This window comes from Gordonibacter sp. Marseille-P4307 (assembly GCF_900604965.1).
Lineage (GTDB): Bacteria > Actinomycetota > Coriobacteriia > Coriobacteriales > Eggerthellaceae > Berryella.
In genome coordinates, this window is sequence record NZ_UWPD01000001.1 from 1,244,455 (window position 1) to 1,260,306 (window position 15,852).

Genomic DNA, 15,852 nt, shown 5'->3' on the forward strand with positions numbered 1-15,852 from the left:
CGAATGATTTGTCCCAACTGCCAGAGCCATAACCGCGAAAACGCCAAGTTCTGCGACGAGTGCGGGGCGCTTCTGCGTCCGGCGCTCGGCGAAGACGATTCCGGGACCCTCGATTTCGATTTCAGCGAGATAGCCGATGCGAGCGAAGCGCGCGACGAACGGGATGGAGCCGCTTCGGGTTGCGCTCCTGCCGATAGCGGGTCCGAATCGGTGGTCGAACAGCCCGCCGATCCGCACGTTTCTGATGCGGAGGAGGACGGAGCCGCTCGATCCGGTCGGGTCGGTTCGGCGTCCGACGCGCCCAGTCCGGCACCGGATGCACCCGCAAGCGTGAGGTTCCTTTCGAGTTCGGCGGATGCCACTGCGCGCATCGACCTTTCCGGGCTCGACGCCTCCGGCTACGGGCTTTCCGAGTTCGGCGAGGCGGTCGTCTCCGCCGCCGCCGCGCCTCGTCCGGTATGGAACGATGGGCGCACTATGGAGTTTCCGCGCGTGGCCGATGAGGAGAAGCCCCGATCGAAGGACTTTCTGGCATCCGACGCCAAGAAGAAGCGACTCGGACGCGGCAAGATCGCCATCGCGGCTATCGTGGTTCTTCTTGCTTTGGCGGCCATTGCCGGCGCGGTGACGTATCAGATGGAGCTTTGGGGGGGCAGGACCGTTCCCGATGTGACGGGGCTCACTCAGTCCGAAGCCCAGACGGTTCTGGGAGAGGCGGGCTTCAACGCGAGGGCGCTTCAGGTGAAGTCGGACGAACCCGAAGGGCTCGTGTTGGTGATGGATCCGGAGGCGGGTGAGCGCCAGAGCACGGGAACCGAGGTCATCATCCATGTTTCCACGGCCCGCATCGTCCCCGACATCGTGGGCGAAACCAGGGAGGATGCCGAGCGGCTGTTGAAGGACGAAGGGTTCGCGTCGGTCTCCTTCTCCGAGGAGAAGTCCGACGAAACCGAGGGAGTCGTGTTGGGGGTTTCTCCCGCTGCGGGCGAGCGGGCGGCCAGCACGACCGAGATCAAGGTGGCCGTTGCGATTCCCTATACGGTTCCCGATGTGTCCGGCAAGTCGGCCGAAGCGGCTCAGAAGGCGCTCGAGGATGCGGGATACCGCTGCGAGATCCAGTACTCGTACTCCGACCAGGTGGATAACGGCACGATTCTGGGATGCTCGCCTTCGGCGGGATCCAAGCTGGAGTCGGGCTCCACGGTTGTGGTGAACGTATCGAAGTCGCGCGGGGCCGAGCTGGTGGCCGCTGTTCAGGCGTATGTGTACAAAGGCCAGCATCTTGCGGTGGGCGGCGTCAGCTACGAGGTGCAGAGTCTTACCGGCGTGAAGTACATCGGGAACAACCAGACGTCGGTTCAGTTCGTCGGCAAGCCCTTCGTGAGCTTTTTGGGCGAGACGCTTTCGCTGTCGGCTCGTGATGTCGAGGCGGTTATAACCTGGACCGAGTCGAACACGGTCTCGTCGATTTCATAGCGCGTCTGTGGCCGACCATACTTATCGGGCGCGCGGCGTCGTTCTGAAGAAGACCAAGCTGGGGGAAAGCGACCTCATCGTGACGTTGCTGGCCGAGGACGGTTCGGCGCTCAAGCTGGTGGCGAAGGGCGCCCGCAAGCCCCAGAGCCCGTTTTCGTCGCGCCTCGAGCTGTGCGCGGTCGTCGACGTCCTCGTTGCAAAGGGCCGTGCGTCGCTCGGCATCGCCCGAGAGGTGCGGCTGGTGGCGGGCAACGCCGGGCTGCGGGGCGATGTCGATCGCACCGCTGCGGCCAGCCTTGCAGCCGAGCTTGCCGAGCGGATCGCCCAAGAAGAGCTGGCGGTTCCGCGGTTGTTCGACATGACCTGCGCCGCTTTCTCACGCATGGAAACCGCGGATCCACGGGCGGCTCGGGCCCTTGCAGCCGCTTATCTGCTGAAAGCGCTTTGCGTCTCGGGGTTCTCCCCGTCGCTGCGCGTGTGCGTGAGCTGCGGCGCTCCCGTGCCCGAAACAGCTGATACGGTGCGCTTTTCCCCTGTTGACGGCGGGTATGTGTGCGATGCGTGCGCGCGCTCGGCCGAGGCGGTTCGGGTTGCGGCGCGCACGCTTGCGCTTGCGGAGTCCCTGATCTATTCGACGTTCGAGGATATTTCGGGCTCTTGTTTCGACGTTGCGGCGGTTTCGGAAGTGCTGCAGCTGTGTCGGCGCTGGATCGAGGTCCATATCGGAGCGAATCTGCGATCGTTTCCGTTCGTGCTCTCATCCGCCTCGATGCACTCGTAGCGATTCCGAGCGCATCGTCGTTTCCGTTTTCCTTTCGAGCGTGCCTGCGGGAAGCCCCGGCGTGCAGGGGGGCCGTCTTGCCTGCGCAGGGCGGGCGCGGCCATGCGTTGCTGTTCGATTGATGTAGGTTGCGAAATCCGTTGTGGCGGCAGAGCCGTTCCCGTACAATGGGGCGTGCTGCAAAAGGCAGCGGCTCCCCACCTGGTACGCATGCACCACCGCTTGCGCACTCGGTTCGGAGGCAATCTCCCCGAGATGGGGAACAGACTCGCACGTACGTGCGGAAAGGTGGATATCGTGGCAGAGAAGCTGAGCATCACCAAGGAGCGCACCGCCGAGCTCGTCGCAGAATTCGGCAAGGGCGCCAACGATTCGGGCAGCGCCGAGGTTCAGATCGCGATCCTGACCGAGCGCATCCGCAACCTTACCGAGCATCTGAAGACGCACAAGAAGGACAACCATTCTCGTCGCGGCCTCATGAAGCTCATCGGTCGTCGCCGCGGCCTTCTGAAGTACATCAAGGCCCGCAACATCGAAGAGTACCGCGCGCTCATCAAGAAACTTGGCATTCGCGACAACATCTAAGTCACCGCAGGGGCCCGCTTCGGCGGGCCTTTGTGCGATTCCAGCCTTTCGCTTTGGGTTCACGAAGCACGATGCTTCTTACCGGATGCGGTCGGAGTCATAAGGATGGCTTCGCTCGCGGGAGGGCGCAGAGGGCGGCTTCCCGAAGACGTTTCCCTGCAATAGGGCAGGGGAAGAAGAGAAGGATCTTCATACATGAACAAAATCGTCGAATCATTCGAGCTGTACGGCAAACAGTACCGCTTCGAGACGGGCGAGCTTGCCAAGCAGGCTTCCGGCGCCGTTCTGGTCACCCAGGGCGACACCACCGTCCTCGTGACGGCCGTCGTCTCTAAAGAGGAGAAGGACTACGACTTCTTCCCCCTGACCGTCGACTATATCGAGAAGATGTATGCCGTGGGACGCATTCCCGGCGGGTACCTGAAACGCGAGGCGCGCCCCTCCGAGCGCGGTACGCTTAACGCGCGCATGATCGATCGTCCCATCCGCCCCGGTTTCGCCGACGGATTCAAAAACGAGGTCCACGTCGTCGCAACTACGCTGGTGGCCGATCACGTGAATCCCATCGACACCATCTGCGTTCAGGGCGCGTCCGCCGCGCTCATGGTGGGCTCGGCCCCCTTCGACGGGCCGGCTGCCTGCGTGCGCGTTGCGCGCGATCCTGAAACCGGCGACTTCATCTGCAACCCCACCTACGAGGAAGAGGCCGCTTCCGACCTCGACCTGGTGATCGCCGGCACCCGCGACTACATCTCGATGATCGAGGCAGGCGGGAAGGAGATCTCCGAAGAGGATATGCTGGCCGCCATGTCGTTCGGTCAGACCGCCATCGCCGCGTTCTGCGACGCTCAGCAGCGTTTCTTGGACAGGTGCGAGATCGAGCACGTCGAATGGGCCATCCGCAAGCCCGATGCGTCCATCGCCGAGCGCGTCGAGGCGTTCTACGACGATATGTCCGCCGCATTGAAGGATGCGGACAAGCAGGCGCGCATGGATAAGGTCGCCGCGCTCAAGTCCCGCATCCTCGAAGAGCGCTTCACCCAGGAAGAGCGCGCCGCATGGAAGTCCGACCTGGCCGCCGCTCTCAAGAAACTTGAAAAGCACGCGATGCGCCGCATGATCATCGAGACCGGCGAGCGCGCCGACGGCCGCGCGGCCGATGAGATCCGTCCGCTGCACATCGTCGCGGGATACCTCCCGCGCGTCCACGGCTCGGGTTTGTTCCAGCGCGGTCAGACCCAGGTGCTCTCCATCGCCACGCTGGGCATGCTCAACGAGTGGCAGCGTCTCGATACCATCGAGCCTGTCGAGGGCAAGCGCTACATGCACAACTACAACTTCCCCCCGTACTGCACGGGCGAAGTGGGCCGCATGGGTTCGCCCAAGCGCCGCGAGATCGGCCACGGCGCGCTGGCCGAGCGCGCGCTGATTCCCGTGCTTCCCTCCGAGGAGGAGTTCCCGTATTCGATCCGCGTGGTTTCCGAGGTGCTCGAGTCCAACGGTTCGTCCTCGATGGCTTCGACGTGCGGTTCGACTCTCGCGTTGATGGATGCCGGCGTGCCGATCAAGGCTCCCGTCTCGGGCATCGCCATGGGTCTCATCAAAGAGGACGACGGCGTGGTCATTCTGTCCGATATCCAGGGCCTCGAGGACTTCCTGGGCGATATGGACTTCAAGGTCACCGGAACCGACAAGGGTATCACGGCTTTGCAGATGGACAACAAGGCCCGTGGTCTTTCGGTCGAGATCCTGGCCCGTGCGCTCGAGCAGGCCAAGCGCGGACGCGCTTTCATTCTCGAGGGGATGCTGGCCACCATCGCCGCCCCGCGCGAGCAGCTTTCCGACTTCGCCCCGCGCATCGAAACCATCCATATTCCGGTCGATAAGATCCGCGAGGTCATCGGCACGGGCGGCAAGGTCGTTCGCGGTATCCAGGAAGAGACCGGCGCTCAGATCGACATCCAGGAAGACGGCACCATCCACATCGCCGCGATCGAGGGCAAGGCCGGCGAGGCCGCCAAGGCCATGATCCTCGGCATTGTGAAGGAACCCGAGGTGGGCGAGGTGTTCGAGGGCGAGGTCGTCGGCATCAAGGACTTCGGCGCCTTTATCAAGCTGACGCCGGCCAAAGACGGCCTGCTGCATATCTCGCGCGTGGCCAACGGCCGTGTGAACTCGGTCGAGGATGCGCTCAGCATGGGCGATGTCATCAAGGTTCAGGTGCTCGAGATCGACCCGAAGACGGGCAAGATCTCGCTCGACCGCCTCGAGAAGCCCGATGCTCCCGAAAGTTCGGGGTCCGCATCGCGCGATCGCTTCGATCGCGACGGGCGCGATAACCGTCCCGGTCGCACCAACCGCGCGGGCAACCGAACCCCGCGCCGCCATCACGAGGGCTAGGTTTGTCCCATCGGGCTCTTCGCATATGCGAGAGCCCGTTATAACAGGCGTTTCGGCGGGCGGCGACCATCGGTTTGCCGCCTGCTTTCATTGGTCTGCGATAGGGCGTAGAGGTCAACGCAAAAAAAGGAGCGGCTATGCCTTCCATTCCCAGCGAGAAGCTCGATCCGCGCATCAAGAACATCTGGCGCATCAACGATCTGATTGCCTCTCTTGTCTCCATCAACCTTTTCCTGCTGATTACCGCGGGCGTGCTGCGGCTGGCTGCTTCCGAGGGTGCCGTGGGTTTTCTGAACCAGATCGCAGATGCGCTGATCCCAGCGGACGTCGCTCTTTCCGTCGCGGCGGTTGTCCTGTTCGCCTTCGTTATTCCGCCGGTTCGCTATGCGCGGTGGCGCTATCAGATAAGCGACGATTTCCTCGAGATCATGACGGGTATCGTCTGGAAGAAGCGCACGGTGATCCCCTTCATTCGCGTTCAGAACACCGACACGAAGCAGGGTCCCTTGATGCGGCTGTTCGGGTTGTCGAGCGTGACCGTTTCGACGGCGGCGGGAGAGCATGAGATTCCCGGCCTGGATGTTCGGGTGGCGGACGAACTGCGAAATCGAGCCGCCGAACTCGCCCGCGTGGCGCGAGAGGACGTGTAGGGCGTGTCTGCAGCTTCCAACATCACCCATTTCACGACCGGCGAAATGCGCAAGGTTCATCATTCCTACCTGTGGCTGCGCTTTCTGTCGATCGCGTTCAGTCTGGCCGTTGTGGCCTTCACATCGCTTCCGGGTATCGTTTCGGCGGTGGTTTCCGACGGTTGGAGCGTATCGGGACCTTTCGCTTCGGGCTTCGAGATCGCAGCGGCGCTCGTTTTGTTCGCATTCGTGCTGGCGGCGGCATTCGCTGTTAACGTGATGGAGTATAACCGATTGCGCTACGCGTTCGACCAGGGGGAATTCTCTCTGCATTCGGGGATCTTGACGAAAAAGCGCGTGCATGTGCCCTACGCCAAGGTTCAGTCCGTCAATCACACCGCCACCGTTTTGCAGCGCGTCGCCGGTGTGTGCACGCTGCAGATCGAGACGGCGGGCGGAGCGGGCAACAAGGGCGTGAAGGTTCCTTATGTCAGCTTGGCCGATGCGGAGCGCATTCGCGAGGAGCTGTTCTTGCGCAAGGCGCTTGCCCTGGGTGCGGTTCCACCCTCTGCTGCGGGCGCTTTCGATCCCGCTGCTTCGGCCTCCGGCACTCCGGGCGCACCGGTGCGCGCCGACGCGGTCTCCGACGCGGCGCGTGCTCGGAATATCCTCGATCAGGCTACAAGCGATGTGAGCGATTGGCGCGGCGCTTGGGGAGGGGGAGCGGTCGGGTTGGAGCCGATCGTTGCGGAAGGCTCGCTTACGAACAGGCAGCTGGCTCTCTCCGTCCTCGCAAGTTCCGAATCCCAAGCGCTTGTTGTGCTTCTAGTCATCGTCGTGGGTGCGTGCGCGGTCGCGTCGTGGCTGGTTCATCCCGCCTTCATGCTGCTCGCCGTCGGATCGTCCCTATTGATGCTGTTCATCTGGGCCTGTATTCTCGTTGGGATTGCGGCGCGCTTCGCCGGGTTCAAGATGCGTCGCCGCGGATCGCGCATCGAGGTCGAGCACGGTCTGCTGCGGCGGGTGTTCAGCAGCATCGAGGTCGAACGCATTCAGTCGGTGAATGTCAGGCAGTCCTTCGTGCGCAAGTGCTTCGGATACTGCGAGCTGTCTTTGGGCCGCATCGACTCGGTGGATCTCGAGGAGGGGTCGAAGGGCTCTTCGTCGATGTCTCCAGGGGTGCTGGTCGTCCATCCGTTCCTGAAGCTTTCCGAGGCCTCGGTTCTTCTGGGAAAACTGCTTCCCGAATTCGAAGCCCGCGTTGATCGCCCGGTTTCCCATCGGGTTGCGCCGGTTGCTTTGCGTCGTGCGCTTATCCGGGACTGTATCTGGAGAAACGTCGGGTTCTATGTTGCCGCGGGCGCGCTTGCCCTGGAGTCGATCTTGCGGGAGGCTCCCAACCATCTTTCCGTCGATTATTACGGGGTCCTGGTCATTCAGGGGCTTGCGGTTGCCTGCTGGCTTGCGGTTGCGCTTGGTTTGGTCAAGACGGCGGTGGCGGCGGTAAACGCCGTCATATGGACGAAAGAGTCGGGCATCGACTTCGGTTCGGGCCGTATCGCCATCCTGTCGGGCGGACTGCGCAGCTCGCTTACGATCTGCCCGAAGTCCAAGGTGCAGGATCTGAGGCTCGAGTCCAATCCGTTCCAACGGGCGGCGGGGGTGACCAGCGTGGTCGCCACAACGGCGGCGGGGGTGAGGCGTACCCGCGTGCGTTTGCGCGACCTGTCCGATGAAGATGGATTTGCCATGCTAAGCTGGTTCGCTGGCCGAGTGAAACCGAACTGAAACCTCCTATCCTGTAGAATCGTGCGTAAGGGCAACGTTGAAGCGAGGAAAGAGGCTCCGATGATCAAAGTCGCTGTCGCCGGATATGCGGGACGAATGGGAACGGCCGTGGTCGATGCGGTGGGGGCTGCCGACGATATGACGGTGGTCTGCGGCATCGATCCCAGTGCGCCCGCTCGGGACTTTCCCGTCTTCCCTGCGATTGACGAGGCGTTGTCGGCAAGCGAATTCGATGTTCTCGTTGATTTCACCCAGCCCGCTTCGGTCTACGCGAATCTCAAGGCCGCGCTCGCGCAGGGCAGAGACTGCGTGGTGGGAACCACCGGCCTCACCGACGATCAGCTCGAAGAGCTTGCGGCGGGCGCTGCGGCGGGAGCGTGTCTGTTCTACGCGCCCAATTTCACGACGGGCGCAGTGCTCATGATGCAGTTCGCCCAGGCCGCTGCACCGTTTTTCCCCGAGGCCGAGGTCATTGAGTTCCATCACTGCAACAAAAAGGACGCTCCGTCCGGTACTGCCGTGCGCACGGCGCAGATGATCGCCGATGCCCGAGGCGGACGCGCGTCTGCGGCGCCGGGTCGCGAGACCGAGATGGAGGGCATGGAGGGCGCGCGCGGCGCCCTTGTCGCCGGCGTACCCGTTCACGCGGTGCGCTCGATGGGCTACGTCGCTTCGCAGGAAGTCGTTTTCGGTTCGATGGGGCAAACGCTCACGATTCGCCACGACTCGTGGGACCGTACCTCGTACATGCCCGGCGTCTTGCTGGGTATCCGCAGCGTTGCCGATCGAGAGGGCCTTATCGTCGGTCTTGAGAACTTTATGAGCTGATCTGCTTTCGGCAACCAGCTTTCCACTATCGCGTCATCAGCCATCGCCCATGATTGGAGAAGCCATGTCAGACTCACCGTTCGGTCGCCTGATTACCGCCATGATCACCCCGATGAGGGCCGATCTCGATCTCGATCTCGATCGTATGGGGGATTTTGCCGACCGGCTCATACGCGGGGGCAACGATTCCCTGTTGGTGTGCGGAACCACGGGCGAGAGCCCGACGGTGTTTTACCCGCAGAAGATCGAGGTTGTCAAGGCGGTGGTAAGCGCAACCGCCGGACGCGTTCCCGTCATCGCCAACGTCGGCGACAACTGCACGGTCGATACGGTCGATTTCGCCCGAGAAGTGGAGAAGCTCGGTGTGGACGGCCTTATGTGTGTGGTTCCCTACTACAACAAACCTCCGCAAGAGGGTCTTTACCGCCACTTCCGCACCATCGCCGAGTCGGTGGATCTGCCCGTCATCCTGTACAACATCCCCGGCCGCTGCGTTACGAACATGACCGCCCAGACCACTTTGCGTCTGGCGCACGACGTTGACAACATCGTTGCGATCAAGGAGGCGTCGGGCGATATGGCCCAGGTCGAAGCGATCTGCGCGGACGCGCCCTCTGGTTTCTGGGTGTATTCCGGAGACGATTCGGCAACTTATGACATCATGAGGCGCGGAGGCTACGGGGTTATCTCTACAATAGGCAACATCGCTCCCGATCGCATGAGCCGCATCGTCGGTCTGTGCGCTGCGGGGGAGTGGGAGCGCGCGAAAGAGGAAAACGACGCGTTGCTTCCCCTTATGGAGGGCCTGTTCGAGACCACTAATCCCATTTTGGTGAAAGAGGCGCTCAAGCTTTCAGGCTACCCTGTGGGCGGGGTGCGCCTGCCTCTGGTGGACGCGACGCCCGAGCAAAGCCAACGTCTTGCGCATCTCATGCGAGAGGTCGGTGTTTTGTAGAGAGTTTGTTTGACCGGGTTTGAAGCACCGTAACGGTGCAATGAGATAGAAAGGCCGCGTAAGGCGGCGAAGATCCCTCCCGTGAGGAGGGAACGGCGAGAAGAGAGGCCCGAAGCGGGGCTTCTCTTTTCGTGCGTTGACCAACGGAGTGACTATGGAGCAAAACGAAAAGAAGCCGCGCCGCGCGAAGGCGGTTGCGCCGCGTGACGACGAGCGCAAATCCGCCTCTCCCGCCGCGCTGCGCGAAGGTGCTGCGAGGACCGCGCGCAAACCGCGCGCGTCGCGCAATTCCAATAACAAAGCGGCCAAGGCCGCCGTGGCGAAACGCGCGACGGCGCGTGCCAGGGGTGCCGATCAGCTGAAGAGCCGCACCCCTAAGCGGACGGGTTCGACCGACAAGAACCCCCGCTCGACGATGAAGATCATTCCTCTGGGCGGTTTGGACGCCATCGGAAAGAACATGACCGTGTTCGAGTGCGACGGCGACATGATCCTCGACGATGCCGGACTGATGTTTCCCGACGACGATCATCCGGGCATCGACCTCATCCTTCCCGACTACACCTACGTGTTGGAGAATGCGCATCGTTTGAAGGGCATCTTCATCACGCACGGCCACGAAGACCACACCGGGTCTTTGCCCTACCTGTACAAAGACCTCGACCGTCCCGTTCCCATCTACGGAACCAAGCTCACACTGGGACTCATCGAGGGCAAGTTCGCCGAGCACCGCATCAAGAATGCCAAGCTGGTGGAAATCAAACCGGGCGATTGCGTGAAGCTTGGCTGCATAGAAGCCGAGTTCTTCGCCGTGAACCACTCCATTCCCGGTTCGGTGGGCATTTTCTACCAGACTCCTGCGGGCAACGTCTTGCACACGGGCGACTTCAAGCTCGACCAGTCGCCCGTTGACGGGGTCCATACCGATTTCGCTGCGCTGTCGCGCTACAACGAGATCGGTGTCGATCTCATGCTGTCGGATTCCACCAACTCGATGAACAACACGTTCACCCCTTCCGAATCGGAGGTGGGAAAAGCGCTTACGCCCATCATCGCCCAGGCGAAGGGCCGCGTCATCGTCGCGTCGTTTGCAAGTCATATCCATCGTCTCCAGCAGATTTGCGATGCGGCAGTCGCCAACGGGCGCAAGGTGGTCGTCACGGGTCGCTCTATGATCCAGAACACCGAGATCGCGCGTCGTTTGGGTTACCTCAAGATCAACGACGAGGACCTGGTGGACGCATACGATCTGAAGGGCATTCCGCCCGAGAAGATCGTGGTCATGTGCACCGGTTCGCAGGGAGAGCCCCTTTCGGCGCTTTCACGTATTGCGGGAGGCAGTCACAAAACGGTCAGCATCGAAGAGGGAGACACGGTCATCATTTCGGCCACTCCGGTTCCCGGCAACGAGAAGGCCGTCACGCGCATTGTGAACATGCTGGCCAAGATTGGCGCCGATGTGTACGACAAGCGCCGCGCACTCGTGCATGTTTCGGGCCATGCGAGTGCCGAAGAGCTCAAGATCGTCTTGAGTATCGTGCGCCCCGTCCACTTTATGCCCGTGCATGGAGAAGCGACCCATCTGCGCGCCCATGCCAAGCTGGCCGAAGCGACGGGGGTCGATCCCAAAAACGTCTTCATCCTGGAAAACGGGGAGAGCCTCGAGCTCACCGCGCGCGGGGTGAAGTTCGGCGAGACCGTTCAGAGCGGCGTTGTGTTCGTGGACGGCCTGTCGGTGGGCGATACGTCGCAGGTTGTCTTGGATGACCGTTCTCAGCTGGCTTCCCAAGGCTTTGCTGCGGTCGCGGCCGCCGTTTCGTACAAAAGCAAGAAGATCTGCGGCGAGGTTCTGGTGGAAATGCGCGGCATCACCGGCGGGGACGATCCGTACCTGGTCGAGGAAGCAGTGCGCTGCGTTACCGGTTCGCTGAAAAAGCAACTTGAAAAGGGCGGGAAGGATGCCGAGCTCAAGCGGGCGGCGTGCGATTCCCTCCTGTCGGTTCTGTGGGAGCGAACCAAGCAGCGTCCCATGGTCGTTACGAGCATTTTAGATATTTAAGCTGCTGAAACGGAGTTTTTGCCGTAGCATTGCCCTCGCGAACGCAGCGTAAACGATCACACTGAAGGAGATGGGCGTGGCGAAACCGTCGTCGCTTAAGAACACCGGCAAACCGGCGGCGCGTCCGAAAGCGCGCGCCGCGGCACCCCAGGAGAAGGCGGCCCGCAAAGCGGCCGCCTCTTCGCGCGCCCGCGTACCGGAGCCCGAATTAGCTCCGGTTTTGGAAGAGCGCGCCCGCCGCGACATCGCCGGCATCTCCTTCATCGTGCTGGGCGTCGCTTTTCTGCTGGTGGCGCTTATCCCTGGATCGGCGGTCGTCACCACGGCGCTGTCGACGGTCGTCAAGCTGCTCATCGGCGTAGGATCCTATCTGCTTCCCCTGCTTCTGTTCGTGGTGGGCACGTGCTTTCTCGTGCGCATCGACAACGGACGGGTTCCGGCGCGCCTTGCGATCGGTCTGGGGATCATCTTTTTCGCGCTGCTCGTGATCCTCTCTTTGTTCACGCCCTACCTGGCAACCGACGGAGCCGTTCCCAGTCTGATGTTCGATGAGAGCCAGCTGAAGGCTCGGGGCGGCTATCTGGGTGCCGGGATAGCCTGGGCGGGTCTGAATTTCTTGGGCTTTCCCGTCTCGCTTGTCATCATGGTGGGCGTGGTGCTTATCGGCTTGGCCGTGATCGGCCTGTCCGCCTCGCGCCTTATCGAGCGCGTCTGCGAGAAGGGCCGTTCGCTGCGCAGGGGCGACGACGACGATGCAGTGGTGCCTGCGGCTCCCTTCGCGACCGCGCGGATGGCGGCGCCTTCGGTGGAAGGAGAGCCCACGCGCGCGCTGGATCGGCCTTCGGCCGATGCGGTTCGCGAGCAGATGGTTCCCGCTCCCGATTCTCGCGCCCTGCTCGAACAGGCTTTGGGAAGCAGGCGGTCGAGCGCTTCGGGCAGGGCGTCTACCGGCGCCCTCACGCGTCGTCTGGGGCAGGCCGAATCCCAACCCGCTGCCACCAAGCCGCTGGCGAAAAGACCGTCCGCACCGGGGTCCGCGTCGGGTCCGAAGCCTCAGGATGGATTCGAGCTTCCCGCGATGGATCTGCTCAAGGTCAGCAAGAAAACCAAGAAGTCCCAGGCGTTTGCCGCAGAGTTGGCCGATACCGCCGCTCGTTTGCAACGGACGCTCGAGGACTTCGGCATTATGGCTACGGTGGTCGATTGGATTGCCGGCCCGACGGTCACCCTGTTCGAAGTCGATCTTCCCGCAGGCGTTCGCGTCAACCGAATCACGAACCTCGGCGACGACATCGCGCTTGCCCTGGCGGCACCCGGCGTGCGCATCTTCGCGCCCATCCCCGGCACGCACTACGTGGGCATCGAGGTTCCCAACATCACCCGCGAAAACGTCTTGCTGGGCGATATCTTGAAGGAGGCCAAGGGAGGCCCGCTCGAGGTGGCGATAGGAAAAGACGTCGAGGGCCGCCCCATCGTGTCGGATCTGGCCAAGATGCCCCATCTGCTTATCGGCGGCACTACCGGCTCGGGCAAGTCGGTGGGCATCAACTCCATGATCATGTCCATGCTCATGCGCGCCACCCCCTCCGAAGTCCGCTTCATCATGATCGATCCCAAACGCGTCGAGTTCACGCCCTACAACGGCATTCCGCACCTCTACGTGCCCGTGGTTACCGAGCCCAAGGAAGCGGCCAGCGCGCTTTCCTGGGGCGTTGCCGAGATGGAGCGGCGCCTCAAGGTGTTTTCGAAGGTGGGCGCCCGCAATATCGGGCAGTACAACGACAAGGTTCAGTCGGGCCAGGTCGATGCCGAAGAGTTCGAAGAGCTTCCCTATATCGTCATCATCATCGACGAGCTGGCCGACCTCATGATGAACGTCGGCAAAGAGGTGGAGTTCTCCATCAGCCGCATCGCCCAGCTCGCCCGCGCTGCCGGCATCCATCTTATCGTGGCGACGCAGCGGCCCTCGGCAAACGTGGTGACGGGCCTCATCAAGGCGAACATCACGAACCGCATGTCGTTCAACGTCGCTTCGGGACTTGACAGCCGTGTCATCCTCGATACGGCCGGCGCCGAGAGCCTTATCGGCAACGGCGATCTGCTGCTGTCCAAACCCGAGTTCGCCAAGCCCGTCCGCATCCAGGGCTGCTATGTGGGCGAGGACGAGATCGCATCGGTGGTCGAGGCGATCAAGGCTCAAGGCGAGCCCGAGTACCACAACGACATCCTCAAAACCAACCTCATCACGCTTGGGGCGTCCCAGCCCGATGGATCGGGCGGATCGGCCGAAGATGACGATCCTTTGATCTGGGATGCCGCCGAAATCGTGGTGGCAACCGGTATGGGTTCGACCTCGAACATCCAGCGCAAGCTGAAAGTTGGCTATTCGCGTGCCGGACGTATAATGGACATGCTCGAGGAAAAGGGCGTCGTCGGCCCCGCGAATGGCAGCAAGCCGCGCGACGTGCTGGTCGATGCGATGGAGCTTGAAACACTCAAGGCGTTCGAGCAGAACGACTAGGCGAAAAAGGAGCGTTGAACCGTGTCGAAGAAATCTTCCGGAGCCGTGCTGCGCGAAGCGCGCGAGCGCCAGGGGCTCGACCTCGCCACAGTGGCCCGTCGTTTGCGCATCCGCGCCGATATCCTGCGTTCTATCGAGGGCGGTGACTTCTCGGTGATGCCCCCGCGCGGCTATACGCGCAACATGGTCAACGCCTATGCGCGGCTTTTGGGGCTGAACCCCACCGATATCGTGAACCAGTACCTCGAGGAAGCCTACGCCAACCAGGTCGAGCGGGCGCGCACTTCGTCGACGGGCCGCAGGTTCGATATGAGCTCTCCCGAGAACCGCAGGTCATCTCGGCGTGCGCGGAGGGATGACGACGGGTTTTCGTCCGAGCCCGAACGCCGGCGCAGCGCTCTGGGACGCGACCTGTACGACGATCGCACCGAGTTCGCCCGCGCGGATTACGGCTTGAACGGCGCGGTTCGCCGGACCCGCCGCAGTGCGCCGGAATACGACGACGATTACGGGTTCCCGGCTTCGCGTTCGCGCACCCCGCGCGCGACGAACCATAAGGCGGTGCCCAATTCGTATACCAACCTGGTATCGAGCCCCGCCGTTCAGGGCGCGCTCCATTCGCGTCTGCCCTTCGTCATTGGCGGCGTCGTGGCGCTTGCGGTGATCATAGTCATCCTGGTCATGCTGTTCGGACACAAGTCCGCATCGAATGCTGCGGTGGATACCTTGCCCATCACGGGCATCAGCGATACGACCGGCGAGGACGAGAGCTCGTCTGATACCGCCGCACCGGCGCCAGCCCCCGTCGAGACGGCTCCTACCAGCGTGTCGGTCTCCTATGCGGTCGAAGGGGCCGGGCAGGCCTGCTACATCGAGACCTATGTTGACGGGAAGCTGGAAAACGCGCAGACGCTCATAGGGCCCACCTCCCAGAACGTGTCGGTGACGGGCACGTGGGTGATCACCACGTGGGCGGCCGACGCCCTCAAGCTCACGGTTGATGGCAAGGAGGTTAGCCTCGCTTCCGATCCGAACTACAACGGCATGTACTCCTATACCGTGAATTTCCCCCAGATCCTCGAAGAGTGGAACAAGGCGCACGGCATCGCGACCCCGTCGTCTTCCACCGCAGCATCGACGAACGGTTCGGCCGGCTCGACCGGATCGAAGGGCGCTGCGGCAGGCGGATCGACCGCTCAGTCTTCGGGCAACGGGGCCGCGTCGGCCACATCGGCTCCGACCAGCGGATCGGTGGCGGCGGTGGTTCAGCAGAATTCGTCGGGTGCGCAGGCGCCCGCTTCCCACTAGCTTTTAGAGAGAGGTTTGTTCACATGGCAAAGGAATCCAGTTTCGATATCGTGTCCACGGTCGATATCCAGGAGGTCGATAACGCTTTCCAGCAGACGAAAAAGGAGCTTGCGCAGCGCTACGACCTCAAGGATTCGGGTGCGACGGTCGCTTTCGACAAGAGCGGCAAGACCATGACGGTTCACGCTCCCAGCGATTTCGTGGCCGGTCAGGTGATCGACGTCGTTTCCTCTAAGCTGGTCAAGCGGGGGATCGATCTGGCTGCGGTCAAGTGGGGAGCGCCCCAGGCCGCTGCGGGCTCCACCGTGGTGAGGGCCGCTTCCATCGTCGAGGGCATCGACAAAGAGACGGCGAGCCGCATCAACAAGGACATCAAGGTCCAGAAGTTCAAGGCCAAGGTGACCATCGATGGCGACAAGCTGCGCGTCAGCTCGGCGTCGCGCGATGTGCTGCAAGACGTGATCGCCTTCGTCAAGTCGAAGGATTACGGCCAGCCCCTCCAGTTCAACAACTACCGCTAGG

Annotated in this window: 12 protein-coding genes; all 12 read left to right on the forward strand. The window is 62.4% G+C overall.

The genetic code is table 11. The annotated features are described in order from the left end of the window. Positions 1-3 precede the first annotated feature (3 nt). The 12 genes from EIH26_RS05650 (at position 4) to EIH26_RS05705 (ending at position 15,851) form a co-directional block, all read left to right on the forward strand. A complete protein-coding gene (locus EIH26_RS05650; protein ID WP_124061268.1) occupies positions 4-1,476 on the forward strand; it encodes a PASTA domain-containing protein in 1,473 nt (490 codons plus the stop codon). Between the two features lie 7 nt (positions 1,477-1,483). After that, positions 1,484-2,257 (forward strand): DNA repair protein RecO, encoded by a 774-nt coding sequence (gene recO / locus EIH26_RS05655; protein ID WP_124061269.1) that lies wholly within the window; start codon positions 1,484-1,486, stop codon positions 2,255-2,257. 255 nt (positions 2,258-2,512) lie between these two features. Further along, positions 2,513-2,842 carry a 30S ribosomal protein S15 gene (gene rpsO, locus EIH26_RS05660; protein ID WP_370453758.1) on the forward strand — a complete coding sequence of 110 codons (330 nt, stop codon included), beginning with the start codon at positions 2,513-2,515 and terminating at the stop codon, positions 2,840-2,842. Positions 2,843-3,037: 195 nt separating this feature from the next. Next, a complete protein-coding gene (locus tag EIH26_RS05665; RefSeq protein ID WP_124061271.1) occupies positions 3,038-5,242 on the forward strand; it encodes a polyribonucleotide nucleotidyltransferase in 2,205 nt (734 codons plus the stop codon). A 137-nt stretch (positions 5,243-5,379) separates the two neighbouring features. Beyond that, positions 5,380-5,892 (forward strand): PH domain-containing protein, encoded by a 513-nt coding sequence (locus EIH26_RS05670; RefSeq protein ID WP_124061272.1) that lies wholly within the window; start codon positions 5,380-5,382, stop codon positions 5,890-5,892. A gap of 3 nt (positions 5,893-5,895) precedes the next feature. Beyond that, the gene (locus tag EIH26_RS05675) at positions 5,896-7,659 is read left to right on the forward strand and encodes a PH domain-containing protein (RefSeq protein ID WP_124061273.1); all 1,764 of its coding nucleotides are present in this window, start codon (positions 5,896-5,898) and stop codon (positions 7,657-7,659) included. Positions 7,660-7,719: 60 nt separating this feature from the next. Further along, the gene (gene dapB, locus EIH26_RS05680) at positions 7,720-8,487 is read left to right on the forward strand and encodes a 4-hydroxy-tetrahydrodipicolinate reductase (protein ID WP_124061274.1); all 768 of its coding nucleotides are present in this window, start codon (positions 7,720-7,722) and stop codon (positions 8,485-8,487) included. A 64-nt stretch (positions 8,488-8,551) separates the two neighbouring features. Next, positions 8,552-9,442: a 4-hydroxy-tetrahydrodipicolinate synthase gene (gene dapA, locus EIH26_RS05685; RefSeq protein WP_124061275.1), complete on the forward strand. Its 891-nt coding sequence runs from the start codon at positions 8,552-8,554 to the stop codon at positions 9,440-9,442. Positions 9,443-9,596: 154 nt separating this feature from the next. Then, positions 9,597-11,501: a ribonuclease J gene (locus tag EIH26_RS05690; protein WP_124061276.1), complete on the forward strand. Its 1,905-nt coding sequence runs from the start codon at positions 9,597-9,599 to the stop codon at positions 11,499-11,501. A gap of 76 nt (positions 11,502-11,577) precedes the next feature. Next, a complete protein-coding gene (locus EIH26_RS05695) occupies positions 11,578-14,022 on the forward strand; it encodes a DNA translocase FtsK (RefSeq protein ID WP_124061277.1) in 2,445 nt (814 codons plus the stop codon). A 21-nt stretch (positions 14,023-14,043) separates the two neighbouring features. After that, positions 14,044-15,330, forward strand: a complete 1,287-nt coding sequence (locus EIH26_RS05700; protein WP_124061278.1) for a RodZ family helix-turn-helix domain-containing protein — start codon at positions 14,044-14,046, stop codon at positions 15,328-15,330. A gap of 23 nt (positions 15,331-15,353) precedes the next feature. Next, positions 15,354-15,851 carry a YajQ family cyclic di-GMP-binding protein gene (locus tag EIH26_RS05705; RefSeq protein WP_124061279.1) on the forward strand — a complete coding sequence of 166 codons (498 nt, stop codon included), beginning with the start codon at positions 15,354-15,356 and terminating at the stop codon, positions 15,849-15,851. The last annotated feature ends 1 nt before the right edge of the window (position 15,852 follow it).